The sequence below is a fragment of the Pseudomonas nitroreducens genome, from assembly GCF_010994165.1.
GTDB classification, from domain to species: Bacteria; Pseudomonadota; Gammaproteobacteria; order Pseudomonadales; family Pseudomonadaceae; genus Pseudomonas; species Pseudomonas nitroreducens.
In genome coordinates, this window is the sequence record NZ_WMBX01000004.1 from 804,267 (window position 1) to 820,053 (window position 15,787).

Annotated in this window: 12 protein-coding genes and 1 pseudogene; 9 read left to right on the forward strand and 4 right to left on the reverse strand. The window is 66.7% G+C overall.

The window, feature by feature from the left end; all coding sequences use genetic code 11:
• Positions 1 to 120: 120 nt before the first annotated feature.
• Positions 121 to 3,093, reverse strand: a complete 2,973-nt coding sequence (locus tag GJV37_RS21325; RefSeq protein WP_170858222.1) for an autotransporter outer membrane beta-barrel domain-containing protein — start codon at positions 3,091 to 3,093, stop codon at positions 121 to 123.
• Between the two features lie 163 nt (positions 3,094 to 3,256).
• Here GJV37_RS21325 and GJV37_RS21330 point away from each other — a divergent pair, with 163 nt between their 5' ends.
• On the forward strand, positions 3,257 to 3,598 hold the full coding sequence (locus GJV37_RS21330; RefSeq protein WP_024766124.1) for a zinc ribbon domain-containing protein YjdM: 342 nt from the start codon (positions 3,257 to 3,259) through the stop codon (positions 3,596 to 3,598).
• Positions 3,599 to 3,711: 113 nt separating this feature from the next.
• Here GJV37_RS21330 and GJV37_RS21335 read toward each other — a convergent pair whose 3' ends face one another.
• The 3 genes from GJV37_RS21335 to GJV37_RS21345 all read right to left on the reverse strand — a co-directional run bounded on the left by GJV37_RS21335 (position 3,712) and on the right by GJV37_RS21345 (position 6,862).
• On the reverse strand, positions 3,712 to 4,551 hold the full coding sequence (locus GJV37_RS21335) for an acyl-CoA thioesterase (RefSeq protein WP_084359582.1): 840 nt from the start codon (positions 4,549 to 4,551) through the stop codon (positions 3,712 to 3,714).
• Positions 4,552 to 4,630: 79 nt separating this feature from the next.
• Positions 4,631 to 5,659, reverse strand: coding sequence for a DUF5924 family protein (locus GJV37_RS21340; RefSeq protein ID WP_024766126.1), 1,029 nt, complete (start codon positions 5,657 to 5,659; stop codon positions 4,631 to 4,633).
• 294 nt (positions 5,660 to 5,953) lie between these two features.
• Positions 5,954 to 6,862: a LysR substrate-binding domain-containing protein gene (locus tag GJV37_RS21345; RefSeq protein ID WP_024766981.1), complete on the reverse strand. Its 909-nt coding sequence runs from the start codon at positions 6,860 to 6,862 to the stop codon at positions 5,954 to 5,956.
• A 203-nt stretch (positions 6,863 to 7,065) separates the two neighbouring features.
• Here GJV37_RS21345 and GJV37_RS21350 point away from each other — a divergent pair, with 203 nt between their 5' ends.
• The 8 genes and pseudogenes from GJV37_RS21350 to GJV37_RS21380 all read left to right on the forward strand — a co-directional run bounded on the left by GJV37_RS21350 (position 7,066) and on the right by GJV37_RS21380 (position 15,648).
• Positions 7,066 to 7,863 (forward strand): carbon-nitrogen hydrolase family protein, encoded by a 798-nt coding sequence (locus GJV37_RS21350; RefSeq protein WP_065083730.1) that lies wholly within the window; start codon positions 7,066 to 7,068, stop codon positions 7,861 to 7,863.
• A 182-nt stretch (positions 7,864 to 8,045) separates the two neighbouring features.
• Positions 8,046 to 9,539 (forward strand): aldehyde dehydrogenase, encoded by a 1,494-nt coding sequence (locus tag GJV37_RS21355; RefSeq protein ID WP_193452934.1) that lies wholly within the window; start codon positions 8,046 to 8,048, stop codon positions 9,537 to 9,539.
• Positions 9,540 to 9,654: 115 nt separating this feature from the next.
• Positions 9,655 to 9,755, forward strand: a pseudogene (locus GJV37_RS29870) (hypothetical protein); the annotation flags it as partial.
• A gap of 12 nt (positions 9,756 to 9,767) precedes the next feature.
• Entirely contained in the window at positions 9,768 to 11,150 is a 1,383-nt protein-coding gene (locus tag GJV37_RS21360) for an aspartate aminotransferase family protein (RefSeq protein ID WP_037013498.1), read from the forward strand.
• Positions 11,151 to 11,440: 290 nt separating this feature from the next.
• On the forward strand, positions 11,441 to 12,487 hold the full coding sequence (locus GJV37_RS21365) for an ABC transporter substrate-binding protein (RefSeq protein WP_084359586.1): 1,047 nt from the start codon (positions 11,441 to 11,443) through the stop codon (positions 12,485 to 12,487).
• Between the two features lie 69 nt (positions 12,488 to 12,556).
• Positions 12,557 to 13,948: a purine-cytosine permease family protein gene (locus GJV37_RS21370; protein WP_084359588.1), complete on the forward strand. Its 1,392-nt coding sequence runs from the start codon at positions 12,557 to 12,559 to the stop codon at positions 13,946 to 13,948.
• Entirely contained in the window at positions 13,945 to 15,057 is a 1,113-nt protein-coding gene (locus GJV37_RS21375; RefSeq protein WP_170858225.1) for a class II histone deacetylase, read from the forward strand. The genes GJV37_RS21370 and GJV37_RS21375 overlap by 4 nt, the downstream gene beginning before the upstream one ends.
• Before the next feature lie 195 nt (positions 15,058 to 15,252).
• A complete protein-coding gene (locus GJV37_RS21380) occupies positions 15,253 to 15,648 on the forward strand; it encodes a lysozyme inhibitor LprI family protein (RefSeq protein ID WP_170858226.1) in 396 nt (131 codons plus the stop codon).
• Positions 15,649 to 15,787 lie beyond the last annotated feature (139 nt).

Below are 15,787 nucleotides of genomic sequence, written 5' to 3' on the forward strand. Positions count from 1 at the left end.
GTGTGAGGCCATTTGCCGTGCTCCGAGATTGGCCGGGAAATTTCCGATTCATCCGTGTCAAAGACTCAAAGGAAAAAGCCCGGTGGGTACCGGGCTTTTTTTCGTTGCACGTTGTTCAGGTCAGAACGCCATCTGCCACTGGGCGATCAGCGCGTGGTTCTGCGCATTGCTCCCCATCTGCCCGCTGTAGCCGATGCCGACGCTATTGCGTGCGGACAGGCCGACGTCGAAACCGACGTCCAGCAGCAGGCTGTTGCGGTCCAACGCGGTGCCCTGGACGCTGAAGGCATCACCGCCGGCAATGAAGGACTGGCGGGTTTCGCTGTCGATGTCGCCGAAGGTGTGACGCCAGCCCAGGCCCAGGCGCGGGGTGAAACTCATGCCGTTGCTCAGGGTATCCAGGCGGGCGATGCGCAGGCCCAGGGTGCTGCTCAGGTTGTCCTGGTCCTGGGAGTCGACGTGCAGTGCGGCGGCGCCGCCTTTCTCGTCGTACGAATCGCGCTCGTAGCGCTGGTAGTCCAGGCGTGCGTAGGGCTCGGCGCTCAGGCGGCCGCTGCCCATGGCGTAGCCAGTCTCGGCGAAGGCCTGCCAGCTGTCGGCGTCATAGTCACCTTTGGGGCGATCGCTGACGCCGTCGAACTCGACCCGGCGTTTGCTCTCGCCGTCGTGGCTGCTGTAGGCCGCGCCCAGTCGCACGGCCAGCTGGCCGCTCTGGTGCAGCGCGTAGGTGCCCAGGTGCCAGCTGTCGATATCGCCGGAAACACCGCCGCTGCCATCCAGGTCAGTGTGCGAGTAGCCGCCCAGCACGCCCAGGCGCCAGTCCGGAGTCACCGCCCAGTCGGCACCGAGCAGGGTGCCGCCGGTGTTCTGTTGCAGGTCGCCACTCTTGTTGTGTTCGTCGAGCTTGCCGTGGCTGCCGATGCCCTGTACCCACAGCCGGCCGGAGGCGTTCGGGTCGTTCAGGTTGCGCGCTTCGCTGGGCACGCCGGTGGCGGCGAGCATCGGCGTATCGTTGCGCTCGGTGGCAGCCAGCAAGCTGCTGCTGCCCAGTTGGCGTACGGCGTTGAGCATGGCGCTGCCGACCTGCTGGCTGCCGACGATGGTCGCGGTGGCGAGGCTGGCGTTACTGGCGCCGGCCAACTGATCCAGGGCAGCGCTGGCGTTGCTTGCATCGCTGGTGACCAGTGCGTTGTACAGCGCGCCGCCGTTCTGGCTTTGCAGCGCGGCGCCGGCATTGCGGCCGTTGCTGCTGCTGGCCAGGTCGCCGAACTGCACGTCGTTGCGGATCAGTTGCAGGTCGACGCTATTGGCGCTGTAGCTGAGCGTCGGGGTGAGGAAGGCGAAGTTGCTCTTCACGTCGGCGAACTGCCCGCTGACGCCGCCGGTAGCGCTGATGACCTGCACACTGCTCTGCCACGGCCAGTTGCCGCTGCCAGCCTGCACGGCGAGGTGCGAGCCTGCGATGCTGGCGGTGCCGTCCACCTGCACGATGGCGTGGGCGCCGCTGGGCTCCACGCCGAAGGAGAGCGTCGAGCCGCTCTGCAGGTTGAGGTTGCCGGTGACGTGGGCAGCGCCCAGGGTCGGCGAGGCGACCAGGGTGCCGGCGACGTCCAGGCCGCCGACACTGCCGCTGCCCGAGTAGGTGGCGCCCTGGTTGACCTGCAGGGTGCCGAGGAGGCTGCCGGTGTTGCTCAGGCTGGCGCCGCTGAAGACTTCGCCGCCTTCGCTGAAGTCGTTCACGCTGGAGAGGGCCCAACTGCCCTGTTTCACTTCCAGCCATTCGAAGTTGCTGCTGTTGCCGAAGCTGCCGCCGGCGGCGTCGTCGAGGGTCACGCTATCGCGGCCGCTGCCGCCGTCCACCAGGCCTTCGAAGCGGCTGCCGGAGAGCAGCACCAGGCTGTCGTTGCCGCCGCCCATTTCCAATGCGATGCCGTTGCCGCCGTGGATCAGACCGTCGTTGATCACGGTGTCGTCGAGGTCGCCCGAGAGGGTAACGCCCGAGGAGGATTCGCCGGAAATCGTGCCGTGGTTTTCCAGTGTGGTGGAGCTGAAGCCGCTGTTGCCGTTGCCGTCGTCGACCAGGATGCCGCGGTCGACGCTGCGGATGACCGCGCCGGCGTAGTTGATGACGGTGCCGCCGCCCATGGCGATGCCTTCGCTGCCGTTGGGCGAGCCGTCCTTCGAGCCGGCTGCGCCGAGACCTTCGATGATGCCGTGGTTCTCGATGTGGCCGGTGTAGTCGATGTCCACGCCATCGCCGTCGCCGTCCGGCACCAGGCCGTTGTAGGCGCCGCTGATGCGCCCGTAGTTGATCACGGTGCCGTCGCCGTCCGAGCCGAAGCCCGAGCCGTTGCGGCCGATGATCACGCCGTCCGCATGGTTGATCAGGGTGGCGCCCACATCGGTGGTGATGCCGTGGCGGCCGCCGCTGATCAGGCCGTGGTTTTCCACCTGGCCGCCCGCGGCACCCTGGAAGTCGATGCCGTCGTTCTTGGTGTCGGCGGTGACCATGTCGGAGCTGCTGATCTCGCCGTAGTTGGTGATGCTCGCGTTGCCGCCGGGGCGAATCGCGTCGTTGCCGTCGCTGTGGATGACCCCGCTGGCGCGGTTGATGATCGTGGTGGCGGCGGCGCTCTGCAGCTTGTCCAGGTCCAGCGCCTGGCCGGTGGCCGAGGTGATGCTGCCGGCGTTGTCGATCAGCAGGCTGCCGGCGCTGAACGGGTTGTTCATGCGGATGGCGTCGTCGTAGCCGCCGATGCGGCCGCCTTCGCGGTTGATGATCTGGTAGAAGCGCGTGGTGCTGTCGCTGCCGGAGGTATCGACCACGCGGCCGGTGGTGGACTGCAGCAGGCCGCTGTTGTCGATGACCACGCCGCTGCCGGTAGCTGCGCCCTTGAGGTCGAGGCTCTTGCCGCTGGTGACCAGGCTGCCGGTGCGGGTGACCGTCAGGGTGTCCTGGTTGGCCAGGGTCCGGCTGCTGGTCTGCGCGTCGCTGATGATGGGCGATACCGGAACGGCATGGGCGGTTTCGGCGGCCAGGCTCGCCAGAACGACGGCGATGCTCAGCGCGAGCGGGGAGGGCTTGTGCAGCATGGCGTGGCGTCCTTTTTCTTATCGAAGAGGCCGCCTTTTATAGCGATGGATTCTTACGCTTTTGTAACGGTGCTGGCTCATTGTCAATGCTGTTGCCGGGCAGGGACGGGAGAAACCTTATATACTCTGCGGTCTTTTTACCGTTTCCACTGTGAGAACCGCCGTGAGCCAGCTGCCGCCCTGCCCCAAATGCAATTCCGAATACACCTACGAAGACGGCGCCCAGCTGGTCTGCCCCGAGTGCGCCCATGAGTGGTCCGCCGATGCATCCGCCGAGGCTGACGGCGACGCGCGCGTGATCAAGGACTCGGTGGGCAACCTGCTGCAGGACGGCGATACCGTCACCGTGATCAAGGACCTCAAGGTCAAGGGCTCGTCCCTGGTGGTGAAGGTCGGCACCAAGGTGAAGAACATCCGTCTCGTCGACGGCGACCACGACATCGACTGCAAGATCGACGGCATCGGCGCGATGAAGCTGAAGTCGGAGTTCGTGCGCAAGGTCTGAGCCTACTGCACAGCGATGAGAAAGCCCGGCCAAGTGCCGGGCTTTTTGTTGCCTGCCTGCCGCAATACCTCCTACAGGTGACCCATGCCCCTCCGAAAACGGGTCTGAGGCACTTATTCCTTGTAGTAAACGATCTGGTTGCTGGTCGCCAGCAGCGCGCCGGACTCGCTCCACAGCTGCGCGCTCTGGTCGAAGAAGCCATTGCGGAATTCCTGGGCGCGGGCGTCGCCCAGCAGGTGGCCGGTGCCGACCTCGGCCAGTTGCGCCGCGTCGGTGTGGAAGTAGGTGGTGATCGACACGGTGCCGGCCGGTACCGGCGTGGCGCGGCGCAGCCAGACGCGCGGGTAGAAGATGTCGCTCAGCGCCGCCAGGGACAGGAAGTCCAGCGGGCGTGGTTGTGCATCGCGCATCCAGAGCTGGCTGCGGCTGGTCTCGCCGCTGCCGTCCCATTTCGTCGGGAAGGCGCCGGAGACCGGGCGCATCTCGTACTGCCTGGGCCAGGCCACGCCCTTGGCGGCTGGGCTCATCGGCTCGAAGTCGCTGGGCGGAGCGACGTTCGGCGCGGGGATATCGGTCAGGCTCCAGGTTTCGCGGCGCAGCGCGGTGACCAGGGTGGCGGTGGTGGTGACCTGCTGTTCGCCGGCGTCATCGGGCTGGGTCAGTTGCAGCAGCCAGTGCTGGGTGGAGCGGTTGGTGCGCACCGGGATGGCTTCGACCTGGAAGGCGCCTGCCACGACGGCAGCGGCATAGTTCACCGTCAATGACACCGGGCTGCCGAGCAGCTGCGGATGGCGCAGCGCGCCCTGCAGCAGGACCGCGGCGGTCACGCCGCCGAAGGGGCCGACCATGTTCCAGTAGTCCTGGCTGGTGTGGCCTTCGTAGAGGTTGGGCTGGCCGGCGACGGGTTGCAGGGCCACGGCGCGGTCGAACGGGTGCAGGGCAGTATCGGTCATGACTCTCTCGGTGCTTTTTGTTCTCGGGAGAGGCTCTATGTAGAGGAAAGCGCCGAGGCGGGTCAAGGATACCGAGCGGTCAGGGCGTGACCTCGAAGCGCAATGTGCCGATGACTTGTCCGGCTTCGGTGAGCACCTGCACCTGCCACTTGCCGCTGGGGTCGCTGGGGAAGTTCTGCTTGTGCGTCCAGGCGCGATAGCCGGCTTCGCGGCCGCCCTTGATGTCCAGGGCGATGCGGTCGACTTCCTGGCCGTCCTTGCGCCAGGCGTGATAGATGCGCTCGTTCAGCCCGCGCGGAGCGTTGATCGCGGTGTAGGCGTAAAGGCCCTGGCTCTTGATCTGCGCGACGCTGACCGTTTCCAGGCTGTCGCCTGGGGTTCGCTGGGCGTTGTCGAAGCTCTCGGTCACCGCCATCTCGGTCATCCACAGGGTCGACGGCGGCACCCAGGCGCGGGCGAACCAGCCCACCGCGCCGATGGACAGGGTCAGGCCGACGAGGGCGAACCAGCGCCACCATTTGTGGATCTTCACCGTCACCGCGAGGCTGGGGAAGGACAGCAGCACGGCGATGCCCAGCGCCGCCTGGTAACTCTGCGGGGTGCTCAGGTGGAGGATGATCGGCAGCGCGGTGAGCAGCACCGCGAACAGCGTCAGGGTGTGATAGCCGAGGAAGGTCCAGCGCCGCACCGACAGCCACTTGTAGTAGATCGGGTCGGTGATCGCGGCAAGCCCCGCCAGCGTCAGCACGCCGGTGAACAGCGCCTGGCCGCTGTTCCAGGTGGTGGTGACGAAGAAGAACGGCAGGCAGAAGAACAGGCTTTCCTGGTGGATCAACTGGGTCGCGTAGCGCAGCAGGCCCGGCGGTACTTCCCAGCCGAAGCGGCTCTTGAAGCGCTTGGTGAGCAGGTTCTCCAGCATCAGCCAGATCCAGCTGACCAGCATGACGATGGCCATGGCGCGGGCGAAACCGGCGCGGTGGCGGTCGACCATGACGAAGCTGAACACCCCGGAGCAGAAACCGAAGAGGGCGATCAGGCGCGGGTAGCGCTGCAGCAGGCCGAGGACGAGGGTGATCAGGCGCTGCACGCGCTCTTTCCAGATGAGCATGGGGACGATGGGACAACGGAAACGAAAGGGGGCGAGATTGTAACGCCGGATGTCGGCGAGGGGCACGGGGAGTGACGGGAGGGGAGTTTGGTGCCTGGGTGTTTCCCACACCCCAGCCCTCTCCCAGGGGGAGAGGGGGCCGTTCGCAGTGTTGGCTTGTTTTCGGAGTTAGCCGGCGAGCGCTGTGTATTCAGTGCATGCCGACCAGTCCCCTCTCCCTCCGGGAGAGGGTGAGGGCAGGCCGCAGCGCCGACGTCTGTTCGCGAGCAAGCTCGCTCCTACGAACAGCAGGCCTCAGTGCTTCCCGCTCAACTCCTCCCGTGCGAAGTCGACGAACAGCTGCGCCGGCTTGGTCAGCTGGGCGCGCTTGAGCCAGGCGGCGACCAGGCCGGAGGCGCTGACGTCCTCGGCGATGTTCACCATCACCACCTTCTTGCCGTCGTAGGTGCACTCCGAATGCGGGCGGGTGACCAGCACCGAGAAGCCGAAACCCTGGCCGACCATGCCGCGCACCATCTCGATGGAGGGCGAGCTGAAGGCGATGTGCGGGTTCAGCCCCAGTTCCTCGAAGATGCGCACGAAGTAGGTGCGGCTGGGTTGCACGTCCAACAGGATCATCGGTTCCAGCACCAGGTCGCGCAGGGACACCTTGTCCTGCTTGGCGAAGCGGTGGTTCTCCGGCAGCAGCGCGTAGGGGCGCTGGGCGGGCATCAGCGGGTCGGTGGAGATGGTCGCGTCGAGGTCGTGTTCGTAGAGCAGCGCCAGGTCGAAGCGGCCGGCGGTGAGGCCCTGCACCAGCTCCTGCTGCTCGCCGTCGCTGATGCGGATTTCCACGCCCGGGTAGCGCTCGCGGAAGCCCGAGATCAGCCGCGGCAGGTAGAGCGGGGCGACGGTCTCGAAGCAGCCGATGTCGATCTGCCCGGCGACCACGTCATTGTCGGCCAGGGCGTTCTGCTCGAACTCGTGGGCCATGCGCAGCAGTTCCTGCGCCTTGCGGTAGAAGCGCGCGCCGCTGGGAGTGAGCGACACGCCCTGGGCGTGGTGGCGGATGAACAGCTGCACGCCGAAGCTCTCTTCCAGGCCCTTGATCGCCGTGGAGATGGACGGTTGCGCGATGTACAGCTTGCGCGAGGCTTCAGCCACGCTGCCGCACTCCACGGTGGTCACGAAATACTTCAGTTGCCGCAAGGTATAGGAAGCCACTGCACGCCTCGTTGATGCTTTTTTATACAAGATACCGCGTTGAGCCGGCCGGGGGGGGCGGCCCGTGGCGAAGATTTTCCTCGCCGGGGACCACATTTTTCATGGCCTTGGCCGCCTGCTGCGTCCCTCCGGGCGCGGGCATACTCCGCCCAAACCCTAAATGCACCCTGCAAATCCCGTACACGCGGACTGGAGTAAAGCCCATGCGCATGGCCCTGTGGCAGACCTGCGGACTTCCCGGCGACGTTGCCGGCAACCTCGACCAACTGGAGCGCCAGGCCAGCGCGGCCGCCGCAACCGGCGCGCAGCTGCTGCTCTGCCCGGAACTCTGGCTGGGCGGCTACAACGTCCCGCAGCAGATGAACGAGCTGGCCGAAGCGGCGGACGGGCCATCCGCCCGGCGTATCGGCGAGCTGGCGCAGCGCCTCGGGCTGGCTATCGCCTACGGCTACGCCGAACGCCACCCTCAGGGCGGCAAGCCGTACAACTCGGTGCAGGTGATCGGCCCATCCGGGAAGGCCATCGGGCACTACCGCAAGGCGCACCTGTTCGGCGCCATGGAGCGCGAAGTGTTCAGCGCCGGCGATGTGCTGGAAGCCCCGTTCGACTACGCCGGCTGGCGTATCGGCCTGCTGATCTGCTTCGACGTGGAGTATCCCGAGGCGGTACGCACCCACGCACTGAACGGCGCCGGGCTGATCCTCATCCCCACCGCGCTGACGCCGGAGTACGGCGCGGTTCCGGGCGTGATCGTCCCGGCGCGGGCGGTGGAGAACCAGTTGTTCGTCGCCTACTGCAACCACTGCGGCGTGGAGGACGGACTGGCCTTCCTCGGCGGCTCCTGCATCGTCGCGCCGGACGGCGAGCGCCTGGCTGCCGCCGGGCCCGCGGAGAGTCTGCTGATCGTCGATCTCGACACGCAGCAGCGTGCCCGCCAGGCCGGCACTTTCCCTTACCTGGCGTGCCGCCGCCCCGAGCTGTACGGTGCGCTGACCCGCTGAATACGGGCCCTGCAGCGGTGCGCAGGCACGCCCCGCGATGGCGCGCCATGCTCCGGGCTGGTGCGAGGCTGCCCAGCTTTTTCATATACCCCGAAGACAAATTTAATAATTTTCCTTGGCAAGGCCTTCGGCGACCATCCAATCCACATTCCAACAACAACGATCCTCCACGGAGTGCCCTGGTGTACGAGCTCAACGATTGGCGGCAGCGTGCTGCCCGGCAGACCTTCATCGACAGCGCGCTGATCGGCGGCCGCCGCGTGGCTGCGCAGGACGGCGCGACCTTCGCGTCCATCGACCCGGCGACCAATCGCCTGCTGGCCAATGTCGCCGCCTGTGGCGCGGCCGAGATCGACGCCGCCGTGCGGGTTGCCCGCCAGGCCTTCGAAACCGGCCCCTGGGCGCGCATGGCGCCGCGTGAGCGCAAGGCCGTGCTGCAGAAGCTCGCCGAGCTGATGATGGCCAACCGCGACGAACTGGCCCTGCTCGATACCCTGAACATGGGCAAGCCGGTGATGGACGCCTGGAATATCGACGTGCCCGGCGCCGCTGGCGTGTTCTCCTGGTACGCCGAAAGCCTCGACAAGCTCTACGACCAGGTCGCCCCGACCGCGCAGAACGCCCTGGCCACCATCACCCGTACGCCGCTGGGCGTGATCGGCGCCGTGGTGCCGTGGAACTTCCCGCTCGACATGGCCGCCTGGAAGCTGGCGCCCGCGCTGGCCGCCGGCAACTCCGTGGTGCTCAAGCCCGCCGAGCAGTCGCCGTTCTCCGCCCTGCGCCTGGCCGAGCTGGCGCTCGAAGCCGGCATCCCCGAAGGCGTGCTGAACGTCGTGCCGGGCCTGGGCGAAACCGCCGGCAAGGCGCTGGGCCTGCACCCGGATGTGGACGCCCTGGTGTTCACCGGCTCGACCCAGGTCGGCAAGTACTTCATGCAGTATTCCGCGCAGTCCAACCTCAAGCAGGTCTGGCTGGAGTGCGGCGGCAAGAGCCCGAACCTGGTGTTCGCCGACTGCCGCGACCTCGACCTCGCCGCTGAAAAAGCCGCCTTCGGCATCTTCTTCAACCAGGGCGAAGTCTGCTCGGCCAACTCGCGCCTGCTGGTGGAGCGTTCGATCCACGACGAGTTCGTCGAGCGCCTGATCGCCAAGGCCCGCGACTGGGCGCCCGGCGACCCGCTGGACCCGGCCAGCCGCGCCGGCTCCATCGTCGACAACAAGCAGACCGCCGGCATCATGGCCTGCATCGACCGCGCCCAGAGCGATGGCGCGCAGCTCGCCTGCGGTGGCCGCCAGCTGAGCTTCAATGGCTCGGACAACTTCATCGAACCGACCCTCTTCACCGGCGTGCGCCCGGAACAGTCCCTGGCCCGCGACGAAGTGTTCGGCCCGGTGCTTGCAGTCATCCCCTTCGACAGCGAAGAGGAAGCCGTGCGTCTGGCCAACGACAGCATCTACGGCCTCGCCGCCTCCCTGTGGAGCGACGACCTGCACCGCGCCCACCGCGTGGCCCGCAAGCTCAATGCCGGCACCGTGTCGGTGAACACCGTGGACGCGCTGGACCCGGCGATTCCCTTTGGTGGCGGCAAGCAGTCCGGCTTCGGCCGCGACCTCTCGCTGCATTCGTTCGACAAGTACACCCAGCTGAAGACCACCTGGTTCCAGCTGCGCGACTGAAGACAAGGCAGGCCGCCGGGGTCGAACCCGGCGCCTGAGCAATACCCCGATTCATAAGAGCCTGTTTTTAACGCCGCCATGCCGACGCGCAGCAGATCGTAAACAGGTTCTAACCGAACCGTTCGAGACGGCCGGTGAGACTGCCCAGGTAAGTCCGTCGCCCTCGATCCCCTGAAGACCCCTCAGGCCGGCTGCCGGAGCACCGCCGAGGGATAGAGGAGAAAGTCGATGACCGACAACACCCGCGCCCCGCGCGACACCCGTGAATACCAGAAAGCCGATGCGGCCCACCACATCCATGCCTTCCTCGACCAGAAGGCGCTGAACGCCGAGGGCCCGCGCGTGATGGTGCGTGGCGAAGGCCTGCATCTGTGGGACAACGACGGCAACAAGTACATCGACGGCATGTCCGGCCTGTGGTGCACCAACCTGGGCTACGGCCGCAAGGACCTGACCGCCGCCGCCACCGCCCAGCTGGACGAGTTGCCGTACTACAACATGTTCTTCCACACCACCCACCCGGCGGTGATCGAACTCTCCGAGACGCTCTTCAGCCTGCTGCCCGACCACTACAGCCACGCGATCTACACCAACTCCGGCTCCGAGGCCAACGAGGTGCTGATCCGTACCGTGCGCCGCTTCTGGCAGATCGAAGGCAAGCCGCAGAAGAAGATCATGATCGGTCGCTGGAACGGCTACCACGGCTCGACCCTGGCGGCCACCGCGCTGGGCGGCATGAAGTTCATGCACGAGATGGGCGGCCTGATCCCGGACATCGCGCACATCGACGAACCCTACTTCTTCGCCGCCGGCGGTGACCTGACCCCGGCCGAGTTCGGCCGTCGCTGCGCGCTGCAGCTGGAAGAGAAGATTCTCGAACTGGGCGCCGACAACGTCGCCGGCTTCATCGCCGAGCCGTTCCAGGGCGCCGGCGGCATGATCTTCCCGCCGGAAAGCTACTGGCCGGAAATCCAGCGCATCTGCCGTCAGTACGACGTGCTGCTGTGCGCCGACGAAGTGATCGGTGGCTTCGGCCGTACCGGCGAGTGGTTCGCCCACCAGCACTTCGGCTTCCAGCCGGACACCCTGTCCATCGCCAAGGGCCTGACCTCCGGCTACATCCCCATGGGCGGCCTGGTGCTGAGCAAGCGCATCGCCCAGGCGCTGGTGGAAGAGGGCGGCGTGTTCGCCCACGGCCTGACCTACTCCGGCCACCCGGTGGCCGCCGCCGTAGCCGTCGCCAACCTGCGCGCGCTGCGTGACGAGGGCTGGGTGACTGCGGTGAAGAACGACACTGGCCCGTACCTGCAGCAGTGCCTGCGCGAGGTCTTCGGCAACCACCCGCTGGTGGGCGACATCCAGGGCACCGGCTTCGTCGCCGCGCTGCAGTTCGTCGAGGACAAGGCCACCCGCAAGCGCTTCGACAACGAGAACGACATCGCCTGGCGCTGCCGCACCATCGGCTTCGAGGAAGGCGTGATCATCCGTTCCACCCTCGGCCGCATGATCATGGCCCCGGCGCTGGTCGCCGGTCGTGCCGAGATCGACGAACTGGTCGACAAGACCCGCCGCGCGGTGGATCGCACGGCCCAGGAAATCGGCGTGCTGTAAGGCACGCACTTTTGTAGGAGCGAGGAGGACGCCTAGTCCTTGCTCGCGAAGCTTTTGTGCTGGGTCTGAGGGCCCCTCTTCCTAACCCTCTCCCTGAAGGGAGAGGGTTAGGAAGAGGGAACCCGCTAGCGCCGAAGTTTCACGAGCAATCCCGCTCCTACAAAAAAGAACACCAACAACAACGCCGCGAGCGCAAAGACGCCCGCGCGATGGAACCCTTTTGCCCGGCTTCTGGCCGGGGGTACTGCCCAGCAACACAACAACGCCAATCCGGCTGTGGGAGTCGTTCCATGAAAGTGTCCTTGCTCACGCGCATCTCCATCACCTGTGCCCTCGCTGCTGCTGTCGGCAGCGTGAATGCCCAGTCCCAAAGCATCACCGTCATCTCCTTCGGCGGCGCCACCAAGGCGGCCCAGGAGCAGGCCTACTTCAAGCCCTTCGAGGCCAGTGGCGCCGGCAAGATCGTTGCCGGCGAATACAACGGCGAGATGGCCAAGGTGAAGGCCATGGTCGATGTCGGCAAAGTCACCTGGGACGTGGTCGAGGTGGAAAGCCCCGAGCTGCTGCGCGGCTGCGAGGAAGGCCTGTTCGAGCGCATCGACCCGGCGGCCATCGGCGACGAGAAGAACTTCGTCCCCGGCACCCTCAGCGAGTGCGGCGTGGCCACCTACGTCTGGTCCATGGTCATGGCCTACAACGGCGCCAAGGTCGCCAAGGCCCCGCAGTCCTGGGCCGACTTCTGGAACACCGCCGAATATCCGGGCAAGCGCGGCCTGCGCAAGGGCGCCAAGTACACCCTGGAAATCGCCCTGCTGGCAGACGGCGTGAAGCAGGAAGATATCTACAAGGTGCTCGGCACGAAGGAAGGCGTCGACCGCGCCTTCGCCAAGCTCGACCAGCTCAAGGGCAACATCCAGTGGTGGGAAGCCGGCGCGCAACCGCCGCAGTGGCTGGCCGCCGGCGACGTGGTGATGAGCGCCGCCTACAACGGCCGCATCGCCGCCGCGCAGAAGGAAGGCGTGAAGCTGGGCATCGTCTGGCCGGGCAGCCTGTACGACCCGGAATACTGGGCCGTGGTGAAAGGCACGCCGAACAAGGCGCTGGCCGAGAAGTTCATCGCCTTCGCCAGTCAGCCCCAGACCCAGAAGACCTTCTCCGAGAACATCCCCTACGGCCCCGTGCACAAGGGCACCCTCGACCTGCTGCCGGCGGACGTGCGCGACGCGCTGCCCACCGCGCCGGCCAACCTCGAAGGCGCCCGCTCGGTGGACGCGGCCTTCTGGGTCGACCACGGCGAAGAGCTGGAACAGCGCTTCAACGCCTGGGCCGCTCGCTGATTTCCCTTTCCTGATCCGCGCCCGGCGCTTGCGCCGGGCCTGCCTTGCCAACGACGCGTGAGAAACACCATGACAACGACGCAAAACCAGGCGACGACGCTGGAGCTGAGCACCATCCAGCCCATCGCTGCGCACGAACGACACGGCCGCGCCCGCGACCTCTTCACCATCTGGTTCGGCAGCAACATCATGCTGCTGACCGTGGTCACCGGCGCCCTGGCGGTCACCGTGTTCAAGCTGCCATTCTTCGCCGCCGTGCTGGCGCTGGTGCTGGGCAACCTGGTGGGCGGCGTGTTCATGGCCCTGCACTCGGCCCAGGGCCCGCAGCTGGGCGTGCCGCAGATGGTGCAGACCCGCGGCCAGTTTGGCTCCTTCGGCTCGCTGCTGGTGGTCGCCCTGGTGGTGATCATGTACCTGGGCTTCTTCGCTTCCAACCTGGTGCTCGGCGGCCAGGCGTTGCACGCGCGCTTCGAGGTGATCGGCACCAACACCGGCATCCTGCTGGTGGGTGCGATCAGCGTGATCGCCACGGTGTTCGGCTACCGCCTGATCCACGGCTACACCCGCGTGATGTCCTGGCTGTCCGGCGCGGTGCTGCTGGTCAGCTTCGTCTGGCTGGTGTTCGTCCACGGCCTGCCGGCGGACCTGCTGCAGCGCAACGAGAACAACATCCCTGGCTTCCTCGGCGCGCTGTCCATCGCCGCGCTCTGGCAGCTGGCCTACGCCCCCTACGTTTCCGACTACTCGCGCTACATGCCGCAGGGCACCGGTGCGCGCACTGCGTTCTGGTCGAGCTACTGGGGCTGCTGCCTGGGCTCCATCCTGCCAATGCTGCTGGGTGTGCTGGTCGGCCTGTCGGTGGGCGAGGGCGACGTCATCGCCGGCCTGATCGAGATGACCGGCGGCTTCAGCGCCATCATGGTTGCGGTGTTCTCCATCGGCATCGCCGCGACCAACTCGATGAACCTGTACTGCGGCACGCTCTCGGCCATCACCGTCGGCCAGACCCTGCTGCCGTCCTGGTCGGCCCAGGCCGGCTGGCGCGCGGTGATCGCCCTGGCGCTGTTCGGTGGCTCGCTGGCCATCGCCCTGCTCGGCCAGGACAACTTCATGGCCAACTACACCAACTTCATCCTGCTGCTGCTCTACGTCCTGGTGCCCTGGAGCGCGATCAACCTGGTCGACTACTACCTGGTGGCCCACGGCGAATACGACGTGCTGTCGTTCTTCCGGCGTGACGGCGGTATCTACGGCACCTTCAACTGGACCGCGGTGAACTGCTACATCCTCGGCATCCTGGTGCAGGTGCCGTTCATGTCCACCGCGCTCTACACCGGCGCCGCCGCGCAGGCCATGAACGGCGCGGACATCTCCTGGGTCGTCGGCCTGGGCGTGGTCTCGCCGGTCTACTGGCTGTTCAGCCGCAAGCGCCAGCGCGCCCTGAAGGCGGCCCGCGCATGAGCCGTCGTACCGGGTTCTTCTTCGACGAGCGCTGCTTCTGGCACGCGACCGGGCTGCATGCCCTGATCCTCCCGGTCGGCGGCTGGCTGCAGCCGCCGGTGGGCGCCGGCCACGCCGAGTCGCCGGAGAGCAAGCGCCGGCTGAAAAGCCTGATGGATGTCTCCGGCCTGAGCAGCCAGTTGCACCTGTCCAGCGCGCCGCTGGCCAGCGAGGAAGACCTGCTGCGCGTGCACCCGGCGAGTTACCTGGAGCGCTTCAAGGCGTACAGCGAAGCCGGCCACGGCGACATGGGCGAGGAAACCATGGTCAGCCATGGCACCTACGACATCGCCCGGCAATCCGCCGGCCTGACCATCGCCGCGGTGGACGCGGTATTGCGCGGCGAACTGGACAACGCCTACGCGCTGTCCCGCCCGCCGGGCCACCACTGCCTGCCCGATCGCGGCATGGGCTTCTGCTACCTGGCCAACATCGCCGTGGCGGTGGAGACGGCCAAGGCGCGCCACGGCATCCAGCGCGTGGCGGTGCTCGACTGGGACGTGCACCACGGCAACGGCACCGAGGCGATCTTCTACGGCCGTGACGACGTGCTGACCCTGTCGATCCACCAGGCCGACTGCTACCCCACTGGGACTGGCGCCGTGGACGACATCGGCGAAGGCGCGGGCAAGGGCTACAACCTCAATGTGCCGCTCTATCCGGGCAGCGGCGACGACGCCTACCGCGCGGCCATGGAAACCCTCATCGTGCCGGCGCTGGAACGCTTCCAGCCCGAGCTGATCGTGGTCGCCAGCGGCTTCGACGCCAACGGCGTGGACCCACTGGCGCGGATGCTCGCCCACAGCGAGACCTTCCGCTTCATGACTGCCGCCGTGCGTGACGCCGCCGAGCGCTTGTGCGCTGGCAAGCTGGTGGTGGTGCACGAAGGCGGCTACGCGGAAGCCTACGTGCCGTTCTGCGGTCACGCGGTGATCGAGGAAATGGTTGGCGTGCGCACCGAGGTGGTCGATCCCTTCCTGCCGATGCTTGAAGGCCAGCAGCCGGACGCGGACTTCCGCGCCTTCCAGCGCCAGGCGCTGGAGCGGATGGCGGCGAAGCTGCTGGGCTGAACCTGCGACGAAACGGCGGATAACCGCGAGCGGTTATCCGCCCTACGACAGGGGTTCGGCCCCAGGTAGGGCGAATAACGCCCCAGGCGTTATCCGCCGCCGGTCCTGGATCGAACCTGGGCCTGCGTCCTACAACGCTTTCCTGCCCGAGCGGCTAGAGTGGGGATTCCATCCAAAACAACGGATCGCGTCCCCATGAAGTTCCTGCTCCTTCCCCTCGGCCTGCTGGCCTTCTCCTCCCTCGCCCAGGCCGCTGCCGACTGCGCCGACGCCCAGACCCAGGCGGATATCAACGCTTGCATCGGCTCCGCTTACAAAGCCAGCGACAAGCGCCTCAACGACCTCTACGGGCACTACCGCCAGCGCCTGGATGCCGGACAGAAGAAAGCGCTCACCGCCGCGCAGAAAGCCTGGCTGAACTACCGCGACCTGAGCTGCAAGTTCGAGACCTCCAGCGTCGAGGGTGGTTCGGGTTACCCGATGGCCTACAGCAACTGCCTGAAGGCCATGACCGATCAGCGCATCAAGCAGCTGCAGACGCTGTCCGACTGCCAGGAAGGCGACTTCAACTGCCCCGCTCCCAAGCACTGACGTCTTATCTGTAGGAGCGAGCTTGCTCGCGAACAGATGTCCCGGTTGCGCCGGTGCTGGGCAGGTTCGCGAGCAAGAACTAGGCGTCCCCCTCGCTCCTACACGCCCCGGCCGCGCGGACAAAAAAAGGGAGCCTTGC

Excerpts from the sequence above, each read along its gene's own strand:
- GJV37_RS21325 (WP_170858222.1), bottom strand. The coding sequence starts at position 3,093 with ATGCTGCACAAGCCCTCCCCGCTCGCGCTGAGCATCGCCGTCGTTCTG.
- GJV37_RS21335 (WP_084359582.1), bottom strand. The coding sequence starts at position 4,551 with ATGACCGATACTGCCCTGCACCCGTTCGACCGCGCCGTGGCCCTGCAA.
- GJV37_RS21340 (WP_024766126.1), bottom strand. The coding sequence starts at position 5,659 with ATGCTCATCTGGAAAGAGCGCGTGCAGCGCCTGATCACCCTCGTCCTC.
- GJV37_RS21350 (WP_065083730.1), top strand. The coding sequence starts at position 7,066 with ATGCGCATGGCCCTGTGGCAGACCTGCGGACTTCCCGGCGACGTTGCC.
- GJV37_RS21360 (WP_037013498.1), top strand. The coding sequence starts at position 9,768 with ATGACCGACAACACCCGCGCCCCGCGCGACACCCGTGAATACCAGAAA.
- GJV37_RS21365 (WP_084359586.1), top strand. The coding sequence starts at position 11,441 with ATGAAAGTGTCCTTGCTCACGCGCATCTCCATCACCTGTGCCCTCGCT.
- GJV37_RS21370 (WP_084359588.1), top strand. The coding sequence starts at position 12,557 with ATGACAACGACGCAAAACCAGGCGACGACGCTGGAGCTGAGCACCATC.
- GJV37_RS21375 (WP_170858225.1), top strand. The coding sequence starts at position 13,945 with ATGAGCCGTCGTACCGGGTTCTTCTTCGACGAGCGCTGCTTCTGGCAC.
- GJV37_RS21380 (WP_170858226.1), top strand. The coding sequence starts at position 15,253 with ATGAAGTTCCTGCTCCTTCCCCTCGGCCTGCTGGCCTTCTCCTCCCTC.